We start from the raw sequence: 19,785 nt of genomic DNA on the forward strand, positions 1-19,785 counted from the left end.
GAGCGTGAGGAAGGACGCTTTCGTCGCACTCACTCCACAGTGGACACTCGGTTGCTGCGGGGGTTCCAGCACCACCGGCACGCCATCAGCCCTGGTACCGCCGCTTGAGCCGCTACTCAAAACGATCTTGAAACGGCCCTGAGGTTGTCGGTGACCAGAGCCTCGAAGAAGGCGCGGGCATGCCGGGGTTGGGCGAAGACGATCGTGCAGGAGACCTCGATCTGGCGCATGGAGATCTCCCACCAGTAGCCGCGGTCGTCGTCGGTCAGCGGCAGCGGCAGAATCGACCACCACCGTTGGGCGAACACGGTGATCGTGCCCGGGGCACTGGTGAGCGTCCCCTGGTCCGCACCTCCGAATCGCTGCTTGGCGAGCGCTGCGCCGAATGCGTCCGGCCGACTGGACCGCCGACCTGCTCCGTTGGGCAACCCGCGCGGGATGGCTGACCAGCTGCAGTGCCGGTCGACCTGATGGATTGAGCTGCGCTCGTCGGGTGTGTGAGGCTATCTGCGCGCTCATGATCGGGACCCCGATCGTCTCCGCGCGAGACGGCGTGATTTCGGACCTTGATGCGCCCAACGTCGCGAACGTGGAGGCGGCCCCGATCTCGTTCGGCAGATTGGTCGTGGTCCAACCAGCAGTTGCGGGTCGAGGCCGGACGCTTGTTTCGGTCGAGCTTGCCCCGTTCATCGCGCAGTTGCTCGACCAACTCCTGTAGCGGCGCATCCGGATGGTGGCTGGCGGCCGCGATGCTCAAGGCGAGCGGAAGCCGTGCACACAACTCGACCAGAGCCGTGGCTGCCCGAGGCTCAGCGTCGATGCGCTCGCGGGTGAGGCATTGAGCGAGCAGGTCGACAGCGTCGTCTGTGGACAAGAGGTCCGTCCGGAGGTTCAGCCGGAACTGAGGAGGTGGCGGGTTTCGTGGGCGATTTGGAGGTCTTCGCGGGCGGCGATCACCAGGGTGTGCACGGGTGCCCCGGTGGCGGTGATGTTGGTGTCGCCGTGGGCGGTGGTGTTGCGGGCGGGGTCGACGGCGGTGCCGAGGAAGGCGAGGCGTTCGGTGGCTCTTTGCCGGATGGTGGGTGAGTTTTCGCCGACGCCGCCGGTGAAGGCGAGGATGTCGAGGCCGCCGAGGGTGGCGGTCATGGCGGCGATGCCGGCGGCGAGGCGGTGGGTGTAGACGTCGAGGGCGAGGGTCGCGTCCGCCTCGCCTCGGTGGGCGGCGGCTTCGATGGTGCGCATGTCGCCGGTGCCGGCCAGGGCGGTGAGGCCGGAGTGGTGTTCGAGGGTGGTGGCGATGTCGTGGGGGGTGAGGTGTTCGTGTTCCTCGAGCCAGAGCAGCAGGCCGGGGTCGATGGTGCCGGAGCGGGTGGCCATGACCAGGCCTTCGAGTGGGGTGAAGCCCATGGTGGTGTCGATGCTGCGGCCGCCTGCGACGGCGGTGAGGGAGGCGCCGGCGCCGAGGTGGCAGGTGACGATTCGCACTCCCTGCAGCGGAAGGCCGACAAGTTCCGCGGCGCGGCGGGAGCAGTAGGCGTGGGACAGGCCGTGGAAGCCGTAGCGGCGGATGGCGTAGCGATTGCGCCATTCCTTGGGTATGGGGTAGGTGGCGGCCGCGGCGGGGATGGTGGTGTGGAAGGCGGTGTCGAAGCAGGCCACGGCGGGCACGTCGGGGAACCGGGTGGTGACGGCGTCGATGGCGGCGAGGGATGTGGGTTGGTGCAGCGGGGCGAGGTCGGTCAGCTCCGCCAGCCGTTGCCGCACCTTGTTGTCGATGCGGACCGGGCCGGTGTAGTCGGTGCCGCCGTGGACCACCCGGTGGCCGACCGCATCGGGTACCGGCCACTCCCCCAGGGCCCCGTCGAGTCGGGCGAGGTCGAACCCGTCTGGTCCCGCGGGCAGATCCTCGCTTCGCAGCAGGGTGTCGTGCTGGTCGAGCAGGCGCAGTTTGAGGCTGGAGGAGCCGGCGTTGACGACCAGAATCCTCATCGGTGCGGCCAGGTCCAGCCGGCGATGGCTGGGTCGTCCTCGCCGTGTTCGCGGGTGTAGCGGCGGGCGGCGAGGCGGGCGTCGGCCATGTGCTGGCGCAGGGTCGCGGCGGTGCCGCCGAGGGTGGGGACGCGGTCGATGACGTCCATGACGAGGTGGAAGCGGTCGAGGTCGTTGAGCATGACCATGTCGAAGGGTGTGGTGGTGGTGCCTTCCTCCTTGTAGCCGCGGACGTGCAGGTTGCGGTGGTTGGTGCGACGGTAGGTGAGGCGGTGGATCAGCCAGGGGTAGCCGTGGTAGGCGAAGATCACCGGCTGGTCGGTGGTGAACAGCGCGTCGAAATCCCGGTCGGACAGTCCGTGCGGGTGCTCGGTGTCGGGCTGCAGGCGCATCAGATCCACCACGTTGACCACCCGCACCTTCAGCTCGGGCAGGTGGGTGCGGAGCAGGTCGGCGGCGGCCAGGGTCTCCAGAGTGGGGATGTCGCCGGCGCACGCCAGCACGACGTCGGGCTCGCCGTCGGTGGTGCCGGCCCAGGGCCAGATCCCCAGCCCGCGGGTGCAGTGCGCGATGGCCTCGTCGATGGTCAGGTAGGTGAGCGCGGGTTGCTTGCCGGCGACGATCACGTTGACGTAGTGCCGGCTGCGCAGACAATGGTCGGCGACGGAGAGCAGGGTGTTGGTGTCCGGCGGCAGGTACACCCGGACGATCTCGGCCTTCTTGTTGACGATGTGGTCGATGAACCCGGGGTCCTGGTGGGAGAAGCCGTTGTGGTCCTGGCGCCAGACGTGGGAGGACAGCAGGTAGTTCAGCGAGGCGATGGGGGCGCGCCAGGGGATCGTGCGGGTGGTTTTGAGCCATTTGGCGTGCTGGTTGACCATCGAGTCGATGATGTGGATGAAGGCCTCGTAGCAGTTGAACAGGCCGTGCCGGCCGGTCAGCAGGTAGCCCTCGAGCCAGCCCTGGCACAGGTGCTCGGAGAGCACTTCCAGCACCCGCCCGTCCGGCGACAGGTGATCGTCGCCGGGCAGTGTGATGGCGTTCCAGGCGCGGTCGGTGGTGTCGAACACGGCGCCGAGCCGGTTGGACGCGGTCTCGTCCGGGCCCATGATCCGGAACCGGTCCGGGTTGCGCGCGATGATCTCGCGCAGGAAGCCGCCCAGTACCCGGGTGGCTTCGCTGGACTCGACGCCGGGACGGTCCACGGTGACGGCGTGGGCACGGAAGTCCGGCAGGACCAGGTCCCGCAGCAACCGGCCCCCGTTGCTGTGCGGGTTGGCGCTCATCCGCCGGACTCCTTGCGGCGCAAGGTTCTGCAGTTCCGGCATCAAGCGACCGGACTGGTCGAACAGTTCCTCCGGGCGGTAGCTGCGCAGCCACTGCTCGAGCAGCGCGCGGTGCTCGGCGTTGCTGCGGGTTTCGGCCAGCGGCACCTGATGGGCGCGGAACGTGCCCTCGACCGGCACACCGTCGACCTGGTCCGGCCCGGTCCATCCCTTGGGGGTACGCAGCACGATCATCGGCCACAGTGGACGGTCGGTGGCTCCCTGCCGGGCGGCGCGCTGGATGGCGGCGATGTCGTCGAGCACCCGGTCCAATGTGGACGCGAGTTGCCGGTGCACGTTCATCGGGTCGTCGCCGGTGACGAAGTGCGGTTCGTGGCCATAGCCGCGCATCAGCGCGGCGAGCTCGTCCTCGGGGATGCGGGCCAGCACGGTCGGGTTGGCGATCTTGTAGCCGTTGAGGTGCAGCACCGGCAGCACGGCGCCGTCGGTGGCCGGGTTGAGGAACTTGTTCGAGTGCCAGGACGCGGCCAGCGGACCGGTCTCCGCCTCGCCGTCCCCGACCACGCACAGCACCAGCAGGTCCGGGTTGTCGAACGCGGCGCCGTAGGCATGCACCAGGGCGTAGCCCAGCTCGCCGCCCTCGTGGATCGATCCGGGCGTCTCGGGCGCCACGTGGCTGGGAATGCCGCCGGGGAAGGAGAACTGGCGAAACAGCGCGCGCAGGCCGTCCTCGTCGCGGCCGATCGAGGAGTACACCTCGCTGTAGGTGCCCTCCAGGTAGGCATTGGCCACCAACCCCGGGCCGCCATGACCCGGGCCGGTCACGTACAGCGCGTTGAGATCCCGCGCCTTGATCACCCGGTTCATGTGCGCGTAGAGCAGGTTCAGCCCGGGTGTGGTGCCCCAGTGGCCGAGCAGCCGCGGTTTGACGTGCTCAGCCCGCAGCGGCTCCCGCAGCAGCGGGTTGTCCAGCAGGTAGATCTGCCCCACCGACAGGTAGTTCGCCGCCCGCCAGTACCCATCGATCAGTTCCAGCTCGTCCGCCCCGAGCGGGGTCGGCCTCGCCTCGGTCATGGTCATCGTCTCGGCTCCTCATCGCGTGGGTCCTCGGTCGCCAGCCAACCGTGGGCGCGGCCGGCGCGGGCAGGGCCGCTGCTCACGGCCACCCGGGACCAACGTCCCTGGCGCGCCACGGTCACAGCGAGCCCGCGTAGGGGATGGTGGAGAGCAGGTGGGCGATCATGTTGATCCGCGCCCGACGTTTGTCCTCGCTTTCCACGACGTACCACGGTGCCTCGGGGATGTCGGTGTGCCCGAACATCTCGTCCTTCGCCCGGAGTAGGCCTCCCACCGGGTGATCGACTCGAGATCCATTGTGGACAGTCTCCAGCAGCGCATCGGGTCCTCGAGCCGGGCCCGGAACCGGCTCTCCTGCTCGGCGTCGCTGACCGGGAACCAGTACTTGCGCAACAGCACACCGTCCTCGACCAGCAGCCGCTCGAAGATCGGGCACTGGTGCAGGAACCGCTGGTACTCGTGCGGGGTGCAGAACCCCATGACCCGCTCGACCCGCCGCGGTTGTACCAGCTCCGGTCGAACAGCACGATCTCGCCGGCCGCGGGCAGATGCTCGATGTAGCGCTGGAAGTACCACTGGGTGCGGTGCCGCAGCCGGAACAGCTCCGTCTCGTACACCTTGCGCGGCAACCGCACCGGCCGCTGGCCGTCCAGGCTCGCCTTCCCGTGTTTGCCGGGCACCTGCATCGCCTCCGTTCTTCGACGGTATGGCAACACACCGTGGGCCGCACCGCGACCGGTCACCCAGCCCGTCCACCAGGTGTCCGACGAAGCCGGCGGTGACGACGGGTAGGGACCTTCGGCCCTGATCCTGAGGGACCTTGACGCGTTTCCGGCGCCCCGGATGCCGGTAGCGTCGGTGGTGACGGCACGAGCGGCGGAGGTGCTGATGATTCGGGTCTTTCTGGTGGACGACCACCAGATCGTGCGTCGGGGGATCGCCGACTTCATGTCCGACGAACCCGACCTCGAAGTGGTCGGCGAAGCGGCGTCGGTAGCCGAAGCGCTGGCCCGGATCCCGGCCAGCAACCCCGACGTCGCCGTGCTGGACGTCCGGCTGGCCGACGGCAACGGCGTGGAGCTGTGCCGCGAACTACGCTCACGCCTGCCCCAACTCAACTGCCTCATGCTCACCTCCTACGCCGACGACGAAGCTCTCTTCGACGCCATCATGGCCGGCGCCTCCGGCTACGTCCTCAAGCGCGTCCTCGGCACCGACCTGCTCAACGCCATCCGCACCGTCGGCACCGGCGGCTCCCTGCTCGACCCCCGCACCACCACCGCCCTGCTCAACCGCATCCGCCGCGAACGCCAGCACCGCGACCCCCTCGCCGACCTCACCGAGCAGGAACACGCCGTATTCACCCTGATCGGCGAAGGCATGACCAACCGGCAGATCGGCGAAAAGCTCTTCCTGGCCGAAAAGACCGTCAAGAACTACGTCTCCCACCTACTCGCCAAGCTGAACATGCAGCGACGCACCCAGGCCGCCGCCCTCGCCGCCCGGCTCAACAACCCCGACCCGGACGAACCACCCGAGGGCTGATCAGTTCAGCGGTGCCCGCCAGGTGAACCGGGTGCCGCCGCGTGGTCCCGGCCCGACGCTTGCGGTACCACCGCATTTCGCGGCGCGGCGTTCGATGCCGAGCAGCCCGCTGCGCGCGGTGCCGGGCGGGATGCCGATGCCGTCGTCGACCACGTCGATGATCAACCTGTCGGTGGCCTCGACGGTGACCACGATCTCGTTGGCCCGGGCGTGGCGCAGCGCGTTGCTGACCGCCTCGCGCAGCACCGCCACCGCGTGCTCGCGCAGTTCCTGGTCCTGGACCAGGGTGTCCACCGCGCCGTCGATCCGGATCGACGGCGACACGTCGGTGTCGCCGGACAGTTCGGCGACGGTGTCCAGGAGCCGGCGGCGCAGGCTCACCGCGCTGTCGTCTTCGCTGGTGTGCAGGTCGAAGATCGAGGTGCGGATCTCCTGCACGGTCTGGTCGAGCTGTTCGACCGCGGTGACGACCCGCCGGCGGGCCTCCGGGTCGGTGATCCGCCGCACCCCGCCCTGCAGGCTCATCCCGGTGGCGAAGAGCCGCTGGATCACATGGTCGTGCAGGTCGTTGGCGATGCGGTCACGGTCGGCGAGCAGATCCAGCTGACGCTGCGTGCGCTGCTTGTCGGCCAACTCCAGCGCCAGCGCCGTCTGGTCGGCGAACGAGGCCAACAGGGGCACCTGCTCCTGGGCGAACTGCGCGGCCCCCTTGGTGCGCAGCGCGAGCAGGACGCCGCTGACGCGGTCGACCGCGCCCAGCGGCACCGCGAGCGCCGGTCCGTACTCGTCGGCGTCAATCCCCAGCCCGTCCAGCATTACGTGCGTCAGGTCGGGGATCAGCGTAGGGGTGCCGTCGGTGACCACCTCGACGATCGCGGGCTCAGCCGTCCTGATGACCGCACCGGACAGCCACTGCCCGTGCTCCCCGGCGACCGCCCGCACCACCAGCTCCTCCCGAGCGTCACCGGTCGTCAGCAGAATGAGCGCACAGTCCGATGTGGACAGTTCAAGGACCTGTTCGACGATCAGCCGCATGGCCTCGTCGCCCGACGCGCCGCCGAGCAGCAGCGCGTTGACCCGCGCGGAGGCCCGCTGCCAGCGCTCCCGCATCCGCGACTCTTCGAACAGCCGGGAGTTCTCGATGGCGATGCCGGCGGCGCCGGCGAGCGCCTGCAGCACCACCTCGTCGTCGGCGGTGAACTCGGCCGCGCCCTTCTTCTCGGTCAGGTAGAGGTTGCCGAACACCTCGTCGCGCACCCGGATCGGCACACCGAGGAAGCTGCGCATCGGCGGGTGGTTGGCCGGGAACCCCGCCGAGGCGGGATGCTCGGTCAGGTCGGGCAGGCGGATCGGGTGCGGGTGCTCGATCAGCTCACCGAGCAGCCCCTTGCCCTCGGGCAGGTGGCCCATCCGCGCCCGGGTCTCCTGGTCGATGCCGACGTAGACGAACTGGGACAGGCCGCCCCGCTCGCCGAGCACGCCCAGCGCGCCGTAGCGGGCGTCGACCAGCTCGACCGCGGTCTGGATGATCCGCTGCAGGGTGCCGTCCAGCTCCAAGCCGGCGCCGACCGCGAGCACCGAGTCCAGCAGGCCCTGCATCCGGTCCCGGGTGCGGACGATCTCGACCAGCCGGTCCTGCACCTCACCGAGCAGCTCGTCGAGCCGCAGCCCGGCCAGCGACGCGCGGGCCGGGGTGGGCGCCTCCAACCGGGCGTGTTCGTCCACGGCTCCACCCTGGCATGGGGTTTTGCCGCCGGGAAGGGCATATCGACCCCACGACGCTCAGTCCTCCCAGGCGAGCGAGACGCCGGTGGTCCGGCTCAGGTCGACGCCGGTCACGCCGGGCGCGGTACGGGCCAGCGCGGCCACCACGGACCGCTCGGCCTGATCCGCGAACTCGCCGCTGATGACCACCTTGCCGCCGGTGACCTCGATGTTCCAGCGCCGCCGGCTGCCTGCGTAGTCGTCGAGCAGGGCGCGGACGCTGGCGCCGATGACGTCGTCGTCGCGCACCAGGGTGCGCAGCAGGTCGCGGCGGGCGACCACGCCGACCAGCAGGCCCTCCTCCACCACGGGCAGGCAGCGCAGCCGGCCGGCCAGCATGCGCTCGGCCACCGTGGTGATGGCGGTCCCCGGCGTGACCACCTCGACGGGAGCGGTCATCGTGGTCGATACCGCGTCGTTCCGGCGATCCCGGCCGTCCACAGTAGACATCGTGGTGCGCACGGCGTCGGACTCGCTGAAGATGCCGACGACGTGACCCAGCTCGTCCACCACCGGAACGGCGCCGAACCCGTGCTCGGTGAGCACCGTGACGGCCTCGCGCACCGTGGTGTGCGGGTCGACGCTGACCACCGGGCGGCTCATCACGTCCCGCGCTCTCATCGCGGTTCCTCCTTGTCCGGTTCGGTGCGCACCACGGCGACCGGGCACGGCGCGTGGTGCAGCAGATGCTGGCTGGTGGAGCCGAAGACAGGTCTGCCGTCGTTCATGGGAACTCCTCTCGGATCAGGTCGGCGACTGGAACCCGGGGGCTGCGCGGCGTCGTGCCGGCCGGGTAGCCGAACCGCAGCAGCGCCTGCGGGAACCCGGGCAGGCCGAGCCGCTCGATCAGGCCGGCGCGCACCTCGGGCACGTGCAGTGGCTGGGTGAGCACCGCGCCGGCCAGGCCGGCGTGCGTCGCGGCCAGCCAGGTGTCCTGGACGGCCTGCCCGGCGTGCACGTGGTCGGCCGGGCCGTCGTCGGGGGTTTGCACCAGCAGCAGGTGTTCCCGGTCCAACCGCGCGGCCAGCGTGCTCAGGTCGGGCAGGGACGTGGTGGTGCGCACCAGCCCGGCCCAGGGCAGCGTGTCGTAGGTGGGCGTGGGTGTGGGGACGCCACCGCCGGGATGGTGGTCGGGCCGGTCGTTCGTCCACGCCGCCAGCTCGCGCTGGTAGCCGCGGTCCTGCCGCAGCGCCAGCGCGCTGTGGTCGAGCAGGCCGGCGACCGCCGCGGTCTCGCCGGGCCGGCCCACCGGCCGGACCTGCACACCGCCGGCGGCCGTCGCCGACACCAGGGCGTGGCACAGGTCCTCCGGAACCAGCTTGCCGGTGAAGGGGCCGCGGTGGCTGCGCCGCAGCGGGATCGCCGCGTACCGGTCTCTGTCCAGAGTGGATGGTTGACGCCGGCCGGTGACCGCGATGCGGGCCACCTGGTCGGGTCGGAGGGGGTCGGGAAACAGCGAGGTCCGCGTGTCCCGGCCGAGGATCCGCAGCGCCAGCACCACATTGGCCAGCGCGGCGCCGCAGGAGATCAACCGGTCCCGGCCGGCCGGATCGTGCTGCGGCAGGGTGAGGTCCAGCCGCTCGAACAGGGCGATGCCGCCGTCGTGGAACTCCACCACCCAGGGCTGGGTGTTGTGCACCGACGGGGCCCGGCGCACCGCCTCCGCCACCACGGCGACCTCGTGCCGGCTCCAGCCGTTCATGGCCGTGGCTCCGCGCTCGTGGCGGTGACCGTGTGGGCTGGCCGGCGGGGCGTGCGTGGCGTGGCGTAGCCGTACCCCACCCGCAACACGGTTTGCGGGTGCAGCCGGCCGCCGATGAGCTCGCGGAGCGCGGCTCGGGTCGCGGGGATCTCCGTGGGTTGGGACAGGAAGGACGCGCGGAGGCCTTCGACGGTCGCGGTGAGCAGCACGCGCTGCATCGCCTGCCCGGCGCGAAGCTGGTCGAGCGGCGTGTCGAGCTGGGTGGCCAGCAGGACGACGAGCGGGTCCTGCTCGAACGGTCGCTCCATAGTGGACTCATGGGCGTCGTAGGCGCGGATCTTGAGGACGCTGCCGCCGGCCGGGCGCGGACCCCCGGCCGAGCGCGGCACACCGTCCTCACGGCCGGCGTGAGTGGCCGTCCAGCGCATCAACTCCTGCTGGAACTCCGGATCCTGTTCCTGCAAGTGGTCGGCGCGGCGCAGCAGCCCGGCGAACGCGTCCAGGTCGCTCGGCCGGTCCAGCAGGAGCAGCCGGCCGCCTTCGAGGTCGGCCGCGCGGACCAGGGCCGAGCGCTGATGGGGTGGCACCGCACGCTCGGTGAACGGGTGGCGGTGTGTCGCGCGGCGCTCGATCGCGGCGGCGAGCACCTGGTGCTCGGGGCTGGGCACGCGGGCTCCGGTGATCCATGCCGTGGCCAGCAGGTCCGGCCGTTCGCGGTCCGGAAGCAGGTCGTAGCGCACGCTCCGGCCGGCGGCGCGCAGCGCCAGCCGGAGGTTGAGCAGCGCCGCGCCGCAGGACAGCCGGGCCTCCCGGGCGTCGGGGTCGGCCACCGCCAGCACCCGCTCCCGGTCGAGCAGCAGGTCGATGTGCTGGGCGCCGGTCTCGAACCGCCACGGCTGGGTGTTGTGCGGCGACGGTGCCCGGACCGCCGCGTGCAGCGCGGCCTCGATCGCCGCCGTAACGGACGACTCGGTGGTGCTCATGGTTCAACTCCTGCCTTCTGCTGGCCGTCCGCCCCGTCCTCGGGCGCCTCGGTCGCGCCGAGGTCCATTCGGAACGGTGGGTACTCGTCGGTCATCAGTGCGGTGTAGACGCCGACGCGGAACATCCAGCGGTTCATGCCCAGGACGAGGTCGAAGATCCCGCGCGGGTAGCGGCCGGTGAACAGCAACGCCACGCCGGCGATCAGCACCAGCACGGTGACCAGACCGCCACCGAAGCGCCACACCACGAACGGGCCGCCGAAGAAGAACGCGGTCACCAGGTAGTGCGGCAGCGCCAGCAGCCACCACTTCACCAGCACCAGCCCGCGGGAGAGCCGCTCGGGACAGGGAAGGTCCAGGGTCGCCGGACAGTCCGGCTCCGCTCCGAGACTGAACGGCGGGTACCGGTCGGTGCCCAGGGCGAAGTAGCCGTAGAACCACACCCGCCAGGTCCAGCGCAGCACCCCGAGGTTGAACTCGAAGATCGGCCGCGGATACCGCCCGGTGAACAGGATGGCGAAGAACGCGACCACGGTCAGCACCGTGAAAGCCAGCCACAGCAACGTGAGCACGATCAGGTGCGGGATCAGCAGCAGCCACTTGACCAGCCACAGGCCCCGGTTCAGCTCGCCGTCGAGCCGGGCCTCGAGTCGTGTCGAAGAGAACGTTGTCGTCACACTGCCACGTTCTCCCGCAGCGCGACGATCGGCCAGAGCAGTTGGGGCCGCCGGCCGGGGACCGAGGTCCCTTCTCCCGCAGGGCCTCCTCCCCTGCCGCCGCAACGGCTCGCGGCGCAGGGTGAAGTCATGACACGAGTACTAGTGGCCTACGCCAGCAAGATGGGATCCACGAAGGACATCGCCGAGGCGATCGGCGCGGAGCTGCACGAGCACGGCCTCAAGGCCGAGGTGCGCAACGTCCGCGAGGCCGACTCGCCCGGCTACTACGACGCGGTCGTGCTGGGCAGCGCGGTCTACGCAGCCCGGTGGCGGCCGGAAGCCACCCGGTACGTCCGGCAGCACGCCGGCGAGCTGGCCCGCCATCCGGTGTGGCTGTTCGAAAGCGGCTGGGTCGGCAAACGGCCCGAGAAGATCGTGGCCTCCCCCGGCGGCCGCAAGCGCGCCAGCCGGATCGGCGCCGAACCGCCGGCGGTGTTCGGCGGCAAGCTCGACCCGGCCCTGGCGACCGGGTTCTTCGACCGGACGCTGGCCAAGCGGATGCCCGGCGACTCCCGCGACTTCGACGAGATCCGTGCCTGGGCGGGACAGATCGCCAACGCGCTGACCGCCGCCAAGACCCAGGGATAGGCGAAAACGATGACCACCACCCGACCCGATCATGAGACCGTGCGCGGCGCGATCGCCCTGGCCACCCGGGCACCGTCGGTGCACAACACCCAGCCGTGGCGGTGGCTGCTCGGCGACAGCACGGTGCACCTCATGGCCGACTGGAGGCGTCACCTACCAGTCACCGACCCCGACGGCCGGGACCTGCTGATCAGCTGCGGCGCCGCGCTGCACCACCTGCGGGTCGGGCTGGCCGCGCTCGGCTGGGCCGGCGAGGTGCACCGCATCCCCAACCCGGCCGACCCCACCCACCTCGCCGCGCTCGAACCGCGCCCGCACGTTCCGTCCGAGGAGGACATCGCGCTCGCGGCCGCGATCCCGCAGCGCCGAACCGACCGCCGGTCGTTCACCTCCTGGGCGGTGCCGTCCGGGCACCTGGAGCTGATGATGCGGCGCGCCAGCCGGGCCGGTGCCCTGCTGGTCCCGGTCACCGACGCCCGCGTCCGCAACCATCTGGTGCGCGCCATCGCCGAGGCCGCCACCCGACAGGAGGCCGGACCGGAATACGGCGCGGAGCTCGCCGCCTGGACCGGGCGCAGCAGCGTGGCCGGGGACGGCGTCCTGGCCGCCAGCTCGCCGGGCCAACCGGGCTTCCGCGGCGACACCCGGATGCGGACGTTCCCCCGCGGCACCCTCATCGAGTCCACAGTAGACAAATACGAGGACGACGCCGGCGAGCTGCTCCTGCTGGCCACCCCGGACGACGACCCGCGATCCCGGCTGCGGGCCGGCGAGGCGGCCAGCGCCGTGCTGCTCACCGCCACCGACCTGCGCCTGGCCGGCTGCCCGCTGTCCCAGGCTCTCGAGGTCGCCGACATCCGGGCCGCCATCCAGGACCTGGTCCTCGACGGCGCCGCCGTGCCGCAGCTGATCCTGCGCATCGGCTGGGCGCCCACGTCCGCCGAACCGTTGCCGCAGAGCCCGCGGCGGGCACTGGGCGAGGTCATCGGGGCGCTGGAGTGAAATGCGATGAAGGACCCCTTCGGGACGCTGGGTGCCCCGAAGGGGTCCTTCATGGCATTCGACCTCAGGCGCGGAGGCGGCGGAGGTAGGGGTCGGTGGGGTGGCGGGGTTCGATGCGGATTCGGGCATCGAGGGCGAGGCAGCCGGTGCCGGTGAGGGTGAGGGGGTTGAGGTCGAGCTCGGTGACCTCGGGGAGGAGTTCGGCGAGGCGCGCGACGCGGAGCAGGATGTCGGTGATGTCGTTGGTGGGCAACGGGTTCTTCGCGGCCGGGCCGAACAGGGTTGGGGAGCCGCGCAGGGCGTGGACCATGCGTTCGGCGTCGGCGTCGGACAGTGGGGTGAGCCGGGCGGTGCGGTCGGCGATGAGGTCGGTGTCGGTGCCGCCGAGGCCGAACACGACCAGCGGGCCGAACAACTCGTCGGAGCTGACCCCGACGATCAGCTCGCGGCCGTGCGGCACCATGGGTTGGACCTGCATGGCGCGCAGCGCGGTACCGAACCGGTGGGTCAGCGTGCCGGCGGCGGCGCGGACCGCGGGCTCGTCGCGGACGTCGAGGATGACGCCGCCGGCCGCGCTCTTGTGCAGGACCTGGTCGGCGATCGCCTTGATCACCACCGGCCCGCCGATCGAGCGCCAGGCGCCGACCGCGGCGGCGGCGTCCTCGGCGAGGATGGAGCGCACCATCGGGATGCCGAAGCAGTCCAGCAGCGCGGTGACGTCCACCGGGTCGAGCCAGCCGCCGGCCGGGTCGGTGGCCAGGCGGGCGCGGACCAGGGCGATGGCGCCCGGCACGTCGAGGCCGGCGAGGTCCGGGAGCTGACCGGCGGGTTCGCGCCGCCAGGTCGCGTAGCGGGCGACCCGGGCCAGCGCCGCGGCGGCCGCGGCCGGGTCGGCGTAGCAGGCGGCGGCCGGGAACGCGGTCCCGGGCAGGCCGGTGACCGAGGCGAGCTGCCCCGGCCGCACCACCAGCACCGGCTTGCCCGGGGGCTCGGTGAGGGAGGCGACCGCGGTGACCGGGTCACCCAGCGCGGTCGGCACTCCGGCGGCGATGATCGCGTCGACCTCGGCGGCCCGCAGCAGCACGTCCAGGCAGGCCGCGAACGTGGGCGCGTCCACGGTGGCGGTCGTGTCGACCGGGTTGTGCACGCTGGCCTGCTCGGGCAGCAAGCGGCGCAGCGCGGCCACGGTCCCGGGTGCCAGCGCGGCAACAATGAGTCCATTGTGGACACAGGCGTCGGCGGCGAGGACGCCGGAGCCGCCGGCGTTGCTCAGCACGGCGACCCGGTTCCCCGCGGGCAGCGGGTGCCAGGACAGCGCGGCGATCAGGTCCACCAGCTCGCTGACCGTGTCCACCGCGATCACGCCGGCCTGCTCGAACAGCGCGTCCCGGGTGACCGCGGGGGTGGCCGCCGAAGCGGTGTGCGAGGCGGCGGCGCGTTGGGCGACCTCGCTGCCCGCCGGGCGCACCGCCAGCACCGGCTTGGTGCGAGCCAGGTTCCGAGCCGTGCGGGCGAACTTGCGCGGGTTGCCGAACGACTCCAGGTACAGCACCGCGAGGTCGGTGCCCGGGTCGCCCTGCCACCACAGCAGCAGGTCGTTGCCGCTCACGTCGTACTTGTCCCCTGTGGACACCAGCGTGGAGACGCCAAGACCCAACTGGCGCAACACTTCCATCAGCGCGATGCCCACGCCGCCGGACTGGGTGACCACGCCGACCCGCCCGGCCGGGGCGGCCCCGCGGGCGAACGTGGCGTCCAGGTACACCGCGGGGTCGGTGTTGACCACGCCGACGCAGTTCGGCCCGACCAGGCGCATGCCGTGCCGGCGCACCGCGTCGAGCACCCCGGTGCCGAGCTCGGATCCGCTCAGCCCCGCCGAGATCACCACCGCGGCCCGGATCCCGTGCCGCCCGCACTGCTCGACCGCGTCCGGCACCGCCGCGGCCGGCACGCAGATGACGGCCAGGTCGGGCACCTCGGGGATATCGGCGACCGACGGCCAGCACGGCACGCCGGCAACGTGGTCGGCGTGCGGGTTGACCGCGGTCAGTATTCCGGTGAAGCCGGCGGCGCGCAGGTTGCGCAGCACCGCGTTGCCCACCGATCCGGGTCGCCGCCCGGCACCGACCACGACGACCGACTCCGGCCGCAGCACCGCACCGAGGCTGGCCACGTCGGCCACCCGCTCCCGCTCCGCGACCGCGTCCAGGTACCTCTCGTCCGGCTCCAGCGAGATCTCCACATGCCGTTCGGGCCCGTCGAACGACGCCCGGTAACCGAGGCCGGCGTCGACGAAAACCTTGATCATCCGGTGGTTCTCGGCCAGCACCTCGGCCACGAACCGGCGCAGCCCGCGGGCCCGACCCACCGACGCCAGATGCTCCAGCAGCAACGTGCCCACCCCGTGCGCCTGCGCCGTGCCGTCCACGACCAGAGCGATCTCCGCGGCGGCCAGGTCGGTGCGGAGCACCTCGTAGTTGGCCACCCCGATCAGCACCCCGTCCAGCCAAGCACCCAGCGCGGCATGGCTGCCGCCATCGGCCCGGGTGATCCGCCGCGCGACCAGGTCCAGGCCCGACGTCGGCCCGAAGAACCTGAGGTAATGGTCGCGTTCGGACAGTCGCGCGTGCAGGTCGAGCATCTCGGCCTCGTCCTCGGGCCGCGGTTCCCGGACCTGCACGACACGTCCGTCAGCCAGCAGCGCCCGCACACCGGCGCCGATCGTCGCGGTCATCGTCTCTCTCACAGCCCGGCCGCGGCCGTGTCGTCGATGTCGTAGCTCAGGTTGTTGTGCACGCCGACCACGCCGGTGACGGCCTGGGTGAGGCGTTCGGCGACCTGGACGGCGCTGCGGTGATCGAGCGCGCCGTCCAGGGTGACCACGCCGTCGGTGACCGCCACGGTGACGGTGCCGGGGATCACCCACATGCCGCGGCGCAGCACGTTCTCCTCGACATCGGTCCGGATCTCGTCGTCCGCGCGCAGGAACGTGGTGAGCACGTCGTGGCGGGACACCACACCGGTGACCGCGCCATCGGTGCCGACCACGAACAGCCGGCGCACCCGCTTCCCGGCGAGCCGGCGGGCAGCCTGGGTGACGGGCTCGTCGGCGCCGATCGTGAGCGCGGGCGAGGTCATCAGGTCGGCCGCGGTCGCGCCGGACGCCTTGTGCCAGCGGGCCCAGCGGCGCGGCCACCACGGCACCGGGTCGGCGCCGCCGTGGAACTCCTGCTTGGCCAGCGCATCCGCCTCGGACACCACGCCGAGCGGGCGGCCGTGCTCGTCGACGACGGGCACCGCGCTGATCCGTTTTCCGGCCAGCAGGGCGACCACGTCCTTGTACGGCGTGGCGGGGGGCACGGTGATCACCGGACTGGTCATCACCGACCCCACGGTAGGCTCACGCATCACGCTCTCCTTCCCTCGCAACAACTACGGGCTGAACCCGGTCCACATGCCGGTCGGCTCCAGGTCGTCGGTGCGGTAGCGCAGCGTGCTCCGCACGCCGACCACCCCGGGCACCGCCTGGATGAGCCGGGTGATCAGGTCGAGCTCACTGCGCCGGGCCAGCTCTCCGTCCACTGTGGCCACTCCGTCGCGCACGTCGACGTGCACCGCCGCGGCCGGGTCCAGGCCGAACTCCCGGCGCAGCACCCGCTCCCGGATGTCGGCGAGAATCTCGTCGTCCGCGCGCAGGAACATGCCGAGCACGTCGCGCCGGGACACCACACCGACCAGTTCGTCGTCGTCGACCACGAACAGCCGGCGCACCTTCTTCTCGGCCATCCGGCGCGCGGCCAGCGTGACCGGCTCGCCGGGCCCGATCGTGAACACCGGGGTGGTCATCAACTCGGCAGCGCAGAACGCCAGCGAGCGGAACCATCGGGTGCGGCGCCGGGGAACGCCGTGCGGCACGGGGTCCGCCCCGCCGTGGAACTCCTGCTTGGGCAACACGTCGGCCTCGGACACGACGCCGATGAGCGTGCTGTTGGGGCCGATCACGGGCACCGCGCTGATGCCGTTGCCGGTCAGCGTCGCCACGATCTCCTTGAACGGTGTCTCCGGTCCGATGCTGATCACGTTCGTGGTCATCACCGAGGACACGGTCGGTTCCCGCATCACAGCCTCCTCGCGTTCGTCGGGCCTCCGCGTTCAGCCAACGCCGGGTCGCGGCCGGGTGGCAGGGCACCAGTTCCCTCGGCAGCACCGACCAAAGGCCCGACGGCCCGCAGCGCCGCGGCCGGTGAACCGGCGGTCGCCACCACGGTCGCCTCCGGCCACGGGTCCATGACCATGGCCGCGGCCACCGCCGGAACCGCGTCGGAGATCGACCCGGTTCGGCCGAGCAGCCGGGCGGCGGTGACCTCGGCCGGCGCCTCGCACCGAAGCTCGACGAGCCGGCTGCGGGACCGCCCGGCCACCGCCCGGGCCGCGTCGCGGTGCCCGGCCGCGGTCCAGGACGCGTCCAGCACCACGGATTCGCCGCGCGCCAGCAACTCCTCGGCACGGTGCAGCAGCTCGCGGTAGACCCGTTCGGTGTGCGCCGGCGTGTAGATGCCGTTCAGGTAGGGCGCCGGCGCGGGGTCGGTCGGGGTGCGGCCGGCGAGCTCCTTGCGCACCCGGTCGCTGGACAGCAGCGCCGCGCCCAACTCGTCGGCAAGGCACCCGGCCAGGGTGGTCTTGCCGGTGCCCGGCAGCCCGCCGACGACCACCAGCCGCACCTGCCCCTTTCGCAGGTGCCGCACCGTGATCGCGGCGTACGTGCGGGCCTGCGCGGCGGCCGCGGGGTCGCCCTGGGCGTGCCGCAGGCAGGCGACCTTCACCCGGACGAACGCCCGGTAGGCCAGGTAGTGCTCGCGCAGCGCCGCCGGGGCCGGGTCGCCGGAGAACTCCGCGTACCGGTCCAGCAGCAGCGTTCCCAGGTCCGGGGCGCCGAGGCGGTCCAGGTCCATGGCCAGAAAGGCGATGTCGTCGAGCCCGTCGAGGTAGCGCAGCCGGTCGTCGAACTCCAGGCAGTCCAGCACCCTCGGCCCGTCGCCGAGGCAGAAGATGTCGTCGGCGAGCAGGTCACCGTGACCGTCCACGATCCGGCCGGCGGCCACGCGATCGTCGAACAGCGGTGCCCGGCCCGCCAGGAAGTCCAGTGTGGACAGTTGGATCTCGGTCACCGTCGCGTCCTCGAGCACCTCACCCCGAACCTCGTCGACCTGGGCGAAGCTGGCCGTCCAGCGCGCCCGCAGCGCGTCCCGAGTACCCTCCACGGAGATCTCCGGACCGCGGCGGGCCGTGGCGTGGAACGCGGCGATCAGACGGGCCAGCCGAACGATCTCGTCCCGCACCGGGACGCCCGCACCGACCAGCGTGCTGAGCCGGCGGTCGTCCGGCATCCGCCGCATCACCACCAGGTGATCCGCCGGCCTACCGTCCACACCGGACACATCGGCGATGCCGAGGTAGACGTCCGGCGCGAGCCGCCGGTTGAGCCGCACCTCCTTGCGGCACGCGGCCAGCCGGCTCTCCCGGCCGCGGAAATCGAGGAAACCCACGTCCACCGGCTTCTTCAGCTTGTAGGCACGATCGCCGATGAGGAACACCGCGCCGACGTGGGTCTCCCGAACCTCGATCGGTCGCACTACCCGTCCTCACCGCTCTGCTCGCCGGCCCCGGCCGGCGGCTCGTGGTGCTCGACCTCGATGGACCACTCGTTGGCCAGCGCGGCAATCGCCCCGATCGCGGTCACCACCGGAGCCACCACCGCGGCCACCACACCCGCGGTCACCGGAATCTCCAGCACCGTGTGGCCCTGGTCGTTCTTGATCACGATGCGGCGCACGTTGCCCTGGTGGATCAGCTCCTTCACCTTGTCCACGAACTCCTGGCCGCGCAGCCGGATCGTCTTCCGCGCGGTGTCCTGGTTGACCGTCATCCCGTTCTCCTCTCGTCGGCTCGGTTAAAGCCCACCAGGCGCGCAGCGGCCGGCGAACCGGCGGACGTCCCCGATCGACGGTGTCCTTGGTCCCTGGCGACCCCGTCCGTCGCGGTGGCCTACTGAGATCGCGAACGGATGGAGGTGCACATGGCCAGCTGCGAATGGTGCGGAGGCCTGGGCCGGGTCGGCGCGGGCGGGATCACCGGCCGGTTCGCCGACCTGTTCGGTCCGTCAGGAGGTTCGACCGTACGGGACTGCGGCCGGTGCGGGGGAACCGGGCGAATCGGCGAGCCCGAACCCGATCCCCTGCCCCGGCAGCGGACGGCATCGCCGGGCCTCGACCTGCCCGGCACGCTGCCCGGCGCCTGGCTCGTCGAGGTCCACGGCTCCGGCCGGATCCTCGTGGTGATCAGGTTTCAGCTCACCGGAACGTCCCGATTCGAGGCGCGGTGCGAGTACGGCGGCCCGCTCGGCTGGCAGGCCCGGGGCGACTGGACGACCCTCGACCCCGGCGACACCATCCGCCTCTCCGGAACCCAGTCCACCCCGTACCTTCCGGCGACCGGGTACCGGTGGGGCGTGGCGCTCGACCGGCTGAGCCCGTCGGTGCTGCACGGCGCGTCGCTCACCGGCGAGTGGACGATGTGGAGCCGGCAGGCCGGTCCGATCGTCCTCAGTGGACAGCCTGAGCCGGTGCGGGCCGACGCGGTCACCGCCGGGTCGGGGCGGTGATCCCGTTGACCCAGACGGGCCTCAGACACGCAGCAAGGTAAGTTCCCGCATGAACTCGATGCGCCAGCAGCGTTTCAATGACAGCCTGCTGGCATTGCGGGAGAGTTGGCGATCACCTGCCCCGGGCGTCACTGCTGCTGGCCTTGCCGGAGCAGGGCCAAGGAGCCGGCGTCTCCAGCTGAAGTACCGGGCGCCGGCCCGAGCCCGACAGTCAACTCCAGCAAACGACTCCAGCCAGTGCTCGTGTCGTAGTGGAGGCGACGGTGAAGACTATCGAGCGACCTTCCGACCGACACCAGCCCACCCTACGGAGTGGCTTGGTGTCGGGAACGAGATATTCGGCGCGGCCGGGCCGGCATCTTCGGGATGCCACTCCGGCACCCATACTGTGCCTGGGTCGACCATCTCGAAGTCGCCGAAGAGAGCGTCGATCTCACTTCGACTGCGGAGAATCAGTCGGCTGTTAACG

General features: G+C 71.5%; 20 protein-coding genes and 1 pseudogene. 5 read left to right on the forward strand and 16 right to left on the reverse strand.

From position 1 onward, the window contains the following. Positions 1-116: 116 nt before the first annotated feature. On the reverse strand, positions 117-308 hold the full coding sequence (locus VGR06_RS14750) for a hypothetical protein (RefSeq protein ID WP_327559635.1): 192 nt from the start codon (positions 306-308) through the stop codon (positions 117-119). 209 nt (positions 309-517) lie between these two features. Here VGR06_RS14750 and VGR06_RS14755 point away from each other — a divergent pair, with 209 nt between their 5' ends. Further along, positions 518-718 (forward strand): hypothetical protein, encoded by a 201-nt coding sequence (locus tag VGR06_RS14755; RefSeq protein ID WP_327559636.1) that lies wholly within the window; start codon positions 518-520, stop codon positions 716-718. 173 nt (positions 719-891) lie between these two features. Here VGR06_RS14755 and VGR06_RS14760 read toward each other — a convergent pair whose 3' ends face one another. The 3 genes and pseudogenes from VGR06_RS14760 to VGR06_RS14770 form a co-directional block, all read right to left on the reverse strand. Beyond that, on the reverse strand, positions 892-1,989 hold the full coding sequence (locus VGR06_RS14760) for an acetate/propionate family kinase (RefSeq protein WP_327559637.1): 1,098 nt from the start codon (positions 1,987-1,989) through the stop codon (positions 892-894). After that, on the reverse strand, positions 1,986-4,355 hold the full coding sequence (locus VGR06_RS14765; protein WP_327559638.1) for a phosphoketolase family protein: 2,370 nt from the start codon (positions 4,353-4,355) through the stop codon (positions 1,986-1,988). Before VGR06_RS14765 ends, VGR06_RS14760 begins: the two co-directional genes overlap by 4 nt. Positions 4,356-4,485: 130 nt before the next feature. Beyond that, positions 4,486-4,942 (reverse strand): annotated as a pseudogene (locus tag VGR06_RS14770) (polyphosphate kinase 2); the annotation flags it as partial. 295 nt (positions 4,943-5,237) lie between these two features. Between VGR06_RS14770 and VGR06_RS14775 the strand changes: the two are divergent. After that, complete coding sequence (locus VGR06_RS14775; RefSeq protein ID WP_327559652.1) at positions 5,238-5,897, forward strand: response regulator transcription factor; 660 nt, start codon at positions 5,238-5,240, stop codon at positions 5,895-5,897. On the opposite strand, the gene VGR06_RS14780 is transcribed toward VGR06_RS14775, so the two are convergent. Genes VGR06_RS14780 through VGR06_RS14805 form a run of 6 tightly spaced genes read right to left on the reverse strand, consistent with a single transcriptional unit; the run spans position 5,898 to position 11,023 of the window. After that, positions 5,898-7,622, reverse strand: a complete 1,725-nt coding sequence (locus VGR06_RS14780) for a GAF domain-containing protein (RefSeq protein ID WP_327559639.1) — start codon at positions 7,620-7,622, stop codon at positions 5,898-5,900. It lies immediately after the preceding gene. Positions 7,623-7,679: 57 nt separating this feature from the next. Beyond that, positions 7,680-8,282 carry a CBS domain-containing protein gene (locus VGR06_RS14785; protein WP_327559640.1) on the reverse strand — a complete coding sequence of 201 codons (603 nt, stop codon included), beginning with the start codon at positions 8,280-8,282 and terminating at the stop codon, positions 7,680-7,682. After that, positions 8,279-8,389, reverse strand: coding sequence for a universal stress protein (locus tag VGR06_RS14790; RefSeq protein WP_327559641.1), 111 nt, complete (start codon positions 8,387-8,389; stop codon positions 8,279-8,281). The genes VGR06_RS14785 and VGR06_RS14790 overlap by 4 nt, the downstream gene beginning before the upstream one ends. Further along, positions 8,386-9,363 carry an Acg family FMN-binding oxidoreductase gene (locus VGR06_RS14795; RefSeq protein ID WP_327559642.1) on the reverse strand — a complete coding sequence of 326 codons (978 nt, stop codon included), beginning with the start codon at positions 9,361-9,363 and terminating at the stop codon, positions 8,386-8,388. The genes VGR06_RS14790 and VGR06_RS14795 overlap by 4 nt, the downstream gene beginning before the upstream one ends. Further along, a complete protein-coding gene (locus VGR06_RS14800) occupies positions 9,360-10,346 on the reverse strand; it encodes an Acg family FMN-binding oxidoreductase (protein ID WP_327559643.1) in 987 nt (328 codons plus the stop codon). Before VGR06_RS14800 ends, VGR06_RS14795 begins: the two co-directional genes overlap by 4 nt. Then, positions 10,343-11,023: a DUF4389 domain-containing protein gene (locus VGR06_RS14805; protein WP_414637264.1), complete on the reverse strand. Its 681-nt coding sequence runs from the start codon at positions 11,021-11,023 to the stop codon at positions 10,343-10,345. Before VGR06_RS14805 ends, VGR06_RS14800 begins: the two co-directional genes overlap by 4 nt. A 129-nt stretch (positions 11,024-11,152) precedes the next feature. Between VGR06_RS14805 and VGR06_RS14810 the strand changes: the two genes are divergently transcribed. Together VGR06_RS14810 and VGR06_RS14815 are read left to right on the forward strand one after the other, a co-directional pair. Next, entirely contained in the window at positions 11,153-11,653 is a 501-nt protein-coding gene (locus tag VGR06_RS14810; RefSeq protein ID WP_327559644.1) for a flavodoxin domain-containing protein, read from the forward strand. A 9-nt stretch (positions 11,654-11,662) separates the two neighbouring features. Beyond that, entirely contained in the window at positions 11,663-12,655 is a 993-nt protein-coding gene (locus VGR06_RS14815; RefSeq protein WP_327559645.1) for an Acg family FMN-binding oxidoreductase, read from the forward strand. A gap of 64 nt (positions 12,656-12,719) precedes the next feature. Here the strand turns inward: VGR06_RS14815 and VGR06_RS14820 are convergent, their stop codons facing one another. From VGR06_RS14820 to VGR06_RS14840, 5 genes are read right to left on the reverse strand one after another with little or no spacing between them, the layout of a single operon-like run. Further along, the gene (locus VGR06_RS14820; RefSeq protein WP_327559646.1) at positions 12,720-15,389 is read right to left on the reverse strand and encodes a GNAT family N-acetyltransferase; all 2,670 of its coding nucleotides are present in this window, start codon (positions 15,387-15,389) and stop codon (positions 12,720-12,722) included. An 8-nt stretch (positions 15,390-15,397) separates the two neighbouring features. Further along, entirely contained in the window at positions 15,398-16,063 is a 666-nt protein-coding gene (locus VGR06_RS14825) for a CBS domain-containing protein (protein ID WP_327559647.1), read from the reverse strand. A 24-nt stretch (positions 16,064-16,087) separates the two neighbouring features. Further along, positions 16,088-16,774: a CBS domain-containing protein gene (locus VGR06_RS14830; protein ID WP_327559648.1), complete on the reverse strand. Its 687-nt coding sequence runs from the start codon at positions 16,772-16,774 to the stop codon at positions 16,088-16,090. Next, complete coding sequence (locus VGR06_RS14835) at positions 16,774-18,288, reverse strand: AAA family ATPase (protein WP_327559649.1); 1,515 nt, start codon at positions 18,286-18,288, stop codon at positions 16,774-16,776. Before VGR06_RS14835 ends, VGR06_RS14830 begins: the two co-directional genes overlap by 1 nt. Next, positions 18,288-18,581 carry a DUF4342 domain-containing protein gene (locus tag VGR06_RS14840; RefSeq protein ID WP_327559650.1) on the reverse strand — a complete coding sequence of 98 codons (294 nt, stop codon included), beginning with the start codon at positions 18,579-18,581 and terminating at the stop codon, positions 18,288-18,290. The genes VGR06_RS14835 and VGR06_RS14840 overlap by 1 nt, the downstream gene beginning before the upstream one ends. 150 nt (positions 18,582-18,731) lie before the next feature. Between VGR06_RS14840 and VGR06_RS14845 the strand changes: the two genes are divergently transcribed. After that, complete coding sequence (locus VGR06_RS14845; protein WP_327559651.1) at positions 18,732-19,316, forward strand: hypothetical protein; 585 nt, start codon at positions 18,732-18,734, stop codon at positions 19,314-19,316. 270 nt (positions 19,317-19,586) lie between these two features. Here VGR06_RS14845 and VGR06_RS14850 read toward each other — a convergent pair whose 3' ends face one another. Next, a complete protein-coding gene (locus VGR06_RS14850; RefSeq protein ID WP_327559653.1) occupies positions 19,587-19,772 on the reverse strand; it encodes an SAM-dependent methyltransferase in 186 nt (61 codons plus the stop codon). Positions 19,773-19,785: the final 13 nt, after the last annotated feature.

This window comes from Actinophytocola sp. (assembly GCF_036002505.1).
GTDB lineage: Bacteria > Actinomycetota > Actinomycetes > Mycobacteriales > Pseudonocardiaceae > DASYTH01.